The sequence below is a fragment of the Catonella sp. genome, from assembly GCF_052169795.1.
Classification (GTDB): Bacteria; Bacillota; Clostridia; order Lachnospirales; family Lachnospiraceae; genus Catonella.
The window spans coordinates 1-7,390 of the sequence record NZ_JBQNBU010000094.1 but is presented as its reverse complement, the minus strand read 5'-3'; the positions used below and the strand labels follow the sequence as shown (position 1 = coordinate 7,390).

Sequence of the window (7,390 nt, the reverse complement as noted above, 5' to 3'; positions counted from 1 at the left end):
TTATGGAATTGATGACAAAATTTCGAAGTGAATGGGGATTGAAATATCCGGAAGAGGAGTGGTAGATGTATTTAATTGAATTCAGTAAGCAGGATGATAAGGATAAAAAACCACAACCATATGAGAGAATGGATGGAAATATGATATCGTATTTTCGATAACGTATTTTTAATAAAAATGAATTTGGTATCTTTTGGATTATGAGAAAAAAATAAAGTTGTGAATGAATTACAAATTGAATTAAGGAGGAATTATGTTCTGGGATAAAGTTGCAGGATTATATGATTTGTTTGAAAATATCTATAATAAAAAAGTATATAGGGAAACAGGAATAAGCGTAGCAAAATATATTAATCAAAATGATACAGTCCTTGAGTGCGCTTGTGGAACAGGTGCGATAGGCATATATATTGCCCCAAAGTGCAGTAAACTGTACGCAACAGATTATTCTACAGGAATGCTAAAGCAGGCAAAAAAGAAGCTTAGTCGATTTGATAATGTAATTATTAAGAAAGCTGATATTACCTCATTAAAAGCGAAAGATTGCTCATTTGATGCGGTTGTAGCGGGTAATGTAATTCATTTATTGCCGGAACCGGAAGCCGCCTTAAGGGAATTAACTCGTGTATGTAAAGATGGTGGTAAACTTATAATTCCAACATACATAGAAGGCGATAAAAGAACTAATAAGCTGGCAGTTAAGTTATTAGAGAAAATAGGGGCAAATTTTAGCAATAGATTTGATGAGGCATCCTATAAGAGATTTTTTGAAGAAATGGGATATGATGATGTTACATTTGAGATTGTAAGAGGACGAATGTCTTGCGATATTGCTATTATCAATGTGAGTAAATGAAAAGAAGTTGAAACGGTGGCCGAGGAAAAGCCGATAAGCCAGAAAATGTTCATGGAAATTTAATAGCAAATTTGAATTTGGAGGTAAGAAAAATGGAAAATTGTAGTTGGTGCAATCTATCTGAAAAAGATAAACAGTTTCTGGTGTACGAAAGTACATTTTGGTCTATTTTTCTTGCCGATGAACAGGATTATATCGGACGATGTATTTTGGTTTTAAAGCGTCACTGCGGTTCATTGTCAGAACTAACAGATGATGAATGGGAAGAGCTTCACAAGCTTGTTTATAAAGTAGAGACCTGTATTAAGACTGCTTTAGGAGCAACCTTAAGTAATTGGAGTTGTTTGATGAATAGCTTCTATAAAGATTCAGATCCTAACCCTCATCTTCATATTCATGTTAGGCCAAGATATGATAAACCGGTGATGCTTAACGGAAACACATATATTGATAACGAGTTTGGTCATCATTATACCGTAAATAAAAACCGATCAATACCTGATAAAGATAAAGAAAAGGTGTTTACGCTGATAAAGGAATGGCTGAATCGCTAAATTTCACTAAATGCAACTTTGCCAGTGAGTATCTTTTGAATGATCCGACTAACTTTCCAGAACAGTGTCTCAGGGTATTATAGTGTGTCGTCGACACGAGATCGGTGATGGCTTAACTGGGATGAAAGAATTGGATAATCAAGTGGTTGCAGCAAAATTTGATAACAAAAATACTTCAATACAGTTTGCGGAAACGTTTGCGGAAACTCAATTAATATTTTTACTACTAAGCTTCAGTAATAACTTGCTAAATATTGCTCTGATTTTCTGTGTTACGTCATTTCTGAGCATTTCACAATAATCTTGTAAATCCTTATAAAATAGGATGTTTTAGAGCAATAGGAGGTAAATGATGACACCCATAAAAGTCCTATTCATCTGCTACGGCAAAATCGTATTTTTCTCTGAAAATGCCTTAAAATCAAGGTTTTGAGAGTGTAAGAGAGTGATTTGTGCCCCTATTTTACACCTGTTTTTGAAATTGCTAATTAATTGACCATTGGACTGTCCATGATAAAAATGAATAGTTATGAAGGGGAGGAGAAGCTTCGGATAGGGGCTTCTTTTATTTATTGGTCAAAGTATGAGATTAATAGCAAGGTTAATAAATTCAAAAGTTAAAATTGTAAAGTAGACTTTGAGTATACTTTATGGTAGACTTTATAATTATAGAGCAGTGAGGTTGTCGTTGGAAAGAAAAGGCTCCAAAAGGGATGGAATGAGATAAATCACAGGTTTCCTTAAGATGAAAAAGGGTGTGTATAATTGCATACCCTTTTATTTAATTATGAAATGTGATATAATTTACTCAATGAGTAAAGGGGGTAGCTATGGAAGAAAAGACATTTCAGAATAGGATGAAAGAATTGCGGGAATCCACAGGGCTTAATAGAAAAGAGTTTTGTGAACAATTTGATATTCCTTATAGAACAGTGACAGAATGGGAGTTAGGGCATAGAAATGCTCCATCATATGTATTTAGATTTTTGGAATATTATATTCGCATGCAGGAGTTGATGAAAGAAAAGGGAGTTGAGAAAATTGTAAGCGAGGATGGTGATGAGGATGAAAGACAATAGTAACAAAGACAATGAACTTATTTTATTTGAAACAGAAGACAGAGATGTAACATTATCAGTGCCGGTGAATCAAGAGATGGTTTGGCTGAGTAGAAATCAAATGGCTGAGCTGTTTGATCGAGATATAAAGACTATTGGCAAACATATCAATAATGCATTGAGTGAAGAATTGGATAATTCAACTGTCGCAAAATTTGCGACAGTTCAAAATGAGGGTGGTAGAGAGGTTGAAAGATTTATTGAGTATTATAACCTTGATGTTATCATTTCTGTCGGATATCGTGTTAAATCTAAGCGTGGTGTGGAATTTCGTAAGTGGGCAAACTCAGTGTTAAGACAGTATATATTGAGGGGATATGCGGTGAATAATAATCGTATCGCACAGCTTGGTGAGGTAATACAGATTATGAAGCGTACACAGAATTCATTGGATAGTAAGCAAGTTCTTTCAGTTATTGAAAGATACAGTACTGCTCTGGATTTGCTGGATGCTTATGATCACCAGAATATGTCCAGACCAAAAGGTAATGCAGCAACATATGTGCTTACATATGAAGAATGTATGGAGATAATTGCAAGTATGAGATTTGGTGATGAATCAGACATTTTTGGAAAAGAAAAAGACGGCTCCTTTGAAGGAAGTATCGGTAATATTTATCAGTCTTTTGCCGGACAGGATTTATATCCGACTCTTGAGGAGAAGGCAGCACATTTATTATATTTTGTAACCAAGAATCATAGTTTCTTGGATGGAAATAAAAGAATTGCTGCGACAATGTTTTTGTATTTTCTGGATAAGAATGGAGTACTATTTGTTGATGGTGAGAAAACAATTGATGACCATACACTTGTAGCCCTCACAATTATGATTGCCGAATCAAAACCGGAAGAGATGGAAATGATGATTACCATTATTATGAATTGCATGAAATAAGACTAAGTGGAGATTATTGTTTAGAAAGAACGAATAAACAATGAAATAAGTCAAAATCAGAGTTATCGAGATTTACTTACGACGAGGATGATGTTTTGCACCAGACAAAGTTGTGAGTATAAACAAATTAAGCAAAGTAAAATGCCATCTGTTTTTGAAAATGTTAAATTAATAACATTTGGACTGTCTACGATAAAAATGAAAAGTTATGCCAGGGGAGAAGCTTCGAAGACGGGCTTCATTTCTTTATTGGGCAAAGCACGAGATTAATGGCGAAATTAATAAATTCAAAAGTTAAAATTGCAAAGTAGACTTTGAGTAGACTTTAAGGTAGACTTTATAATTATAGAGCAGGGAGGTTGTCGAATGAATTTAGGCAAAGGCAAGGATGAACCCCAAGACCCTTCAGTACCTTATGGGGCATTCTGACATTTCCGTCACAATGAATGTTTACACTCACCTTGGCTTTGATGATGCCAAGGACGAGATGGTAAGGCTTGAAGAACTTAATGCAGCAAGGAAAGAAGTTAAAAAGGTAACCGGAGAAAAGCCTGTAAGTCAGTAAATGTTCAAGGCAATTTAATAAAAAATAAGGATGATGACCTCGGTAGCAATATGCTGTCGTGGTCATTTTTGATAGTAATCATGCAGATGTTATGTAATGATAAATGATATATCAGGCGGCTTGCTCTATGCGCTAAATTCTAATGTAACATTCAAATGAATGCAAAAATTCAATTACTATATATTAATAAATGAACATTGTAATTGACTATAGCTTGACGTACGCTAAAAAGTACGCTATATTTAAGGCGAAAGGAGATGATGTCATGACTTCAATTAGTATAACAAAGGCAAGAGCTAACTTATATAAGACAGTTTCAGATGTCAATGAATACTCTGAGCCTATAACAATAACAAATAATAGAGGGGAAAATGCAGTATTAGTATCAGAAGATGATTGGCTGGCGATTCAGGAAACTTTGTATCTTAATTCCATACCGAGTATGGCACAAAGTATTTTGGACTCCAGAGAAGAAGATGTTTCTGAGTGTACATCTTATAATCCGGAAGAGGAGTGGTAGATGTATTTAATTAAATTCAGTAAACAGGCAGATAAGGACAAAAAACTATTAAAGGGTGCCAGACTTGATGGAAAAGCAAAAGAACTTCTAAATATCATAGCAAATGATCCATTCAAAGAACCATCACCATATGAGAAATTGGTTGGGAATCTAAGTGGTTTCTGTTCAAGAAGAATAAATATACAGCATAGGTTAGTTTACGAAGTTTCTGTTCAGGAGACTTATGAAGATGATGTAGAATATGAAGGAATAGTGAAGGTGGCATGTATGTGGACACATTATGATGGAATGAGGTAAATTTCCACAAAAATAATACAAATATATTGAAACAGGAATGATTTGACATTATGCTAAAATAAATAGATAGTGAGGTGCTGAATATGAAATACACACCAATAAATTTTGAACTAAAAGATGGCAGAATTTGCAAAATTCGAGAGATTCAAGTAAAGGATGCGGCAGAAACTGTTGAATATTTGAAAACTGTCATGGGAGAATCTGATTTTTTGTATTCTTATCCGGAAGAAATAACCATGTCTGCAGAAGAGGAAGAAAAAATAATAAAAGGCTTTAATGAATCTGATAATATCCTTATGCTTGTTGTCGAAATGGATGGAAGACTGATTGCAAATGGCACGCTTACAAGGCTGAGTAAAAAGAAAATGTGCCATCGAGGGAATGTCGCTGTTTCTGTGCTGAAAGAATTTTGGAACTTAGGAATAGGAAAGAAGTTGCTTATATGTCTTGAAGACTATGCTAAGGAATGGGGGCTTTCCCAACTTGAACTGGATTATTTCTCAGGCAATGAAAGAGGCAAAATTCTTTATGAGAAAATTGGATTCATCAAAGTGGGAGAAACTCCTAATGCTTTTATTTTGGAGGATGGAACGCGATACAACAATATAAAAATGGTAAAAGGTATTTAAAAAGTTTTCGATATACTAATTGGAATTTTAGGAGAAGTTGGTATGGATTTTAATAATTTGATTCCTGAATTATCAGTTTTTGATATTCTTCAAACTAAAAATTTTTACGAAGAATTAGGATTTAAAATAGAGTACGAACGACAGGAAGAGAAATTTGTTTTTATGTCTTTTCAAGATAGTCAGTTTATGTTTGAACAAATTCATGATGAGGGGTGGAGCACAGGGGAATTAATCTATCCTTTAGGAAGAGGAATAAATTTTTCCATAGCAGTTGATGATATTGAAAACCTATATAAATTAGTGAAAAGCAAAAAATTAGAGATTTACAAAAAACTGACCCAAAGTGTATATCTGGTTAACGGAATAGAAGAAATACAGATGGAGTTCTTGATTCAAGATCCCAATGGATACTTATTGAGATTTACAAACTGATAACTTCAAGTTTGTAAATCTACTCTATATTGCTTTATCCAAAATTTAAGCAAAGCAAGGAATTGGATAGTATGATGTTTGATAACTAGCAAATCTTAACCCAAGATAAGTATATTCTTATATATATGTAGGTTTAACCAATTTCTACAGAATGGGAAAAACCTTGTAAAATAGGGAAAATAAGGCGTTTTAGGAGGAATAAATTTATTACCAAATACTATTCATCTGCATGGTAAAATGCGTATTTTCTTCTAAGAATTCCTTAAAATCAAGGGTTTGGGGGTCTTGTAGAGTGATCTGTACCCCCCTGTTTTGGAAATTGTCAATTAATTAACAATTGGATTGTCCACGATAGAAATGAATAGTTATGAGGGTAGGGAAGCTTCGAAGAGGGGCTTCTTTTCTGTATCGGCTAAAGCATGAAATTGGTGCCAAAGTTAATAAATACATAAAAATAAAAAATTAATATGTAAAAGTAGACTTTGAGTAGACTTTATAGTAGACTTTATAATTATGTAGTATGGAGGCCATAAAATGAATTTAGGCAGAAAACATCACCTAAACAGAATTTGACATTTAATGCTTTTTTCGCCGAATTATCCGGAAGTGGAATACATCCAAAAGACTCTGAGGAATTTTACGGCAACTATGGACTGCTTAATCGTGATGGTAAATTTAACTTTAATGCATATCTGATGTCAGATGAAAATGATTTGTCTATGAAAGTTGTTGTTTTTGAAGGCAGAGATAAGAGTGTAATGTCAAAGAGGACTGAGTATGGAGGAAAATGTCTGCTTAAATCATTATCTGAAATAGCCGGGTATTTTGAATCAATAAATACAACTAAAGTTAATATAAATTCTTCAAAACGAATGGAAACTACTTTATTTGACTTTCAAAGCTTTAGAGAGGCATGGATTAATGCCTGTCTCCACAATGACTGGAATAACGCTATTGCACCTTCAGTATATATGTATGATGATAGGATAGAGGTAGTTTCATATGGTGGACTTCCATATTCTCTTCCTATTGAAGGGTTCTTTGCAGGAACCAGTGTTCCTGTAAATAAAAGCTTATTAACAATATTTATGGCAGCAAAATATGCAGAACAAAGTGGTCATGGCGTTCCAACGATTGTTGACAAATATGGACGGAGTGCATTTTCATTTGCAGATGGAATGATTAAGGTTACTATTCCTTTGGAACTTGAGCGTGAAGAGATTATAAACCGTGTAAACAAGGGAAAAGTGAAAAATAACCTGACAGATAATCAGAAACATGTTTATGAATATATGTCATCTAATATAGTAAGTAATTTACAAGAGGTAGCTGATGCTACCGGCCTAAGTTTGGGAGGAGTCAAAAAAATATGCTCAAAACTTCAAGAACATGGGTTATTGGAAAGAAAAGGCTCAAAAAGGGATGGAATGTGGGTAACTAAGTAGAATTTGAAATATCACAGGATTCAGTAAGATGAAAAAGGGTGTGTATAATTGCATACCCTTTTATTTAATTATGAAATGT

The 7,390-nt window shown here is 33.9% G+C and carries 10 protein-coding genes; all 10 read left to right on the top strand.

Annotated features, from left to right (window positions below):
- Positions 1–253: 253 nt before the first annotated feature.
- The 10 genes from ACTTKP_RS10370 (at position 254) to ACTTKP_RS10325 (ending at position 7,311) form a co-directional block, all read left to right on the top strand.
- Positions 254–856, top strand: coding sequence for a class I SAM-dependent methyltransferase (locus tag ACTTKP_RS10370; protein ID WP_442553829.1), 603 nt, complete (start codon positions 254–256; stop codon positions 854–856).
- A gap of 92 nt (positions 857–948) precedes the next feature.
- The gene (locus ACTTKP_RS10365) at positions 949–1,410 is read left to right on the top strand and encodes an HIT family protein (protein WP_442553828.1); all 462 of its coding nucleotides are present in this window, start codon (positions 949–951) and stop codon (positions 1,408–1,410) included.
- Between the two features lie 830 nt (positions 1,411–2,240).
- Positions 2,241–2,489 carry a helix-turn-helix domain-containing protein gene (locus ACTTKP_RS10360; protein ID WP_442553827.1) on the top strand — a complete coding sequence of 83 codons (249 nt, stop codon included), beginning with the start codon at positions 2,241–2,243 and terminating at the stop codon, positions 2,487–2,489.
- Positions 2,476–3,423: a RhuM family protein gene (gene rhuM / locus ACTTKP_RS10355; RefSeq protein ID WP_442553826.1), complete on the top strand. Its 948-nt coding sequence runs from the start codon at positions 2,476–2,478 to the stop codon at positions 3,421–3,423. Before ACTTKP_RS10360 ends, rhuM begins: the two co-directional genes overlap by 14 nt.
- A 388-nt stretch (positions 3,424–3,811) precedes the next feature.
- Complete coding sequence (locus ACTTKP_RS10350) at positions 3,812–3,988, top strand: integrase (protein ID WP_442553825.1); 177 nt, start codon at positions 3,812–3,814, stop codon at positions 3,986–3,988.
- Positions 3,989–4,253: 265 nt separating this feature from the next.
- Entirely contained in the window at positions 4,254–4,508 is a 255-nt protein-coding gene (locus ACTTKP_RS10345) for a type II toxin-antitoxin system Phd/YefM family antitoxin (RefSeq protein ID WP_442553824.1), read from the top strand.
- Entirely contained in the window at positions 4,509–4,805 is a 297-nt protein-coding gene (locus ACTTKP_RS10340) for a Txe/YoeB family addiction module toxin (RefSeq protein WP_442553823.1), read from the top strand.
- An 83-nt stretch (positions 4,806–4,888) separates the two neighbouring features.
- The gene (locus ACTTKP_RS10335; protein WP_442553822.1) at positions 4,889–5,434 is read left to right on the top strand and encodes a GNAT family N-acetyltransferase; all 546 of its coding nucleotides are present in this window, start codon (positions 4,889–4,891) and stop codon (positions 5,432–5,434) included.
- Positions 5,435–5,476: 42 nt separating this feature from the next.
- A complete protein-coding gene (locus ACTTKP_RS10330; RefSeq protein ID WP_442553821.1) occupies positions 5,477–5,866 on the top strand; it encodes a bleomycin resistance protein in 390 nt (129 codons plus the stop codon).
- A gap of 569 nt (positions 5,867–6,435) precedes the next feature.
- Entirely contained in the window at positions 6,436–7,311 is an 876-nt protein-coding gene (locus ACTTKP_RS10325; protein WP_442553820.1) for an ATP-binding protein, read from the top strand.
- Positions 7,312–7,390 lie beyond the last annotated feature (79 nt).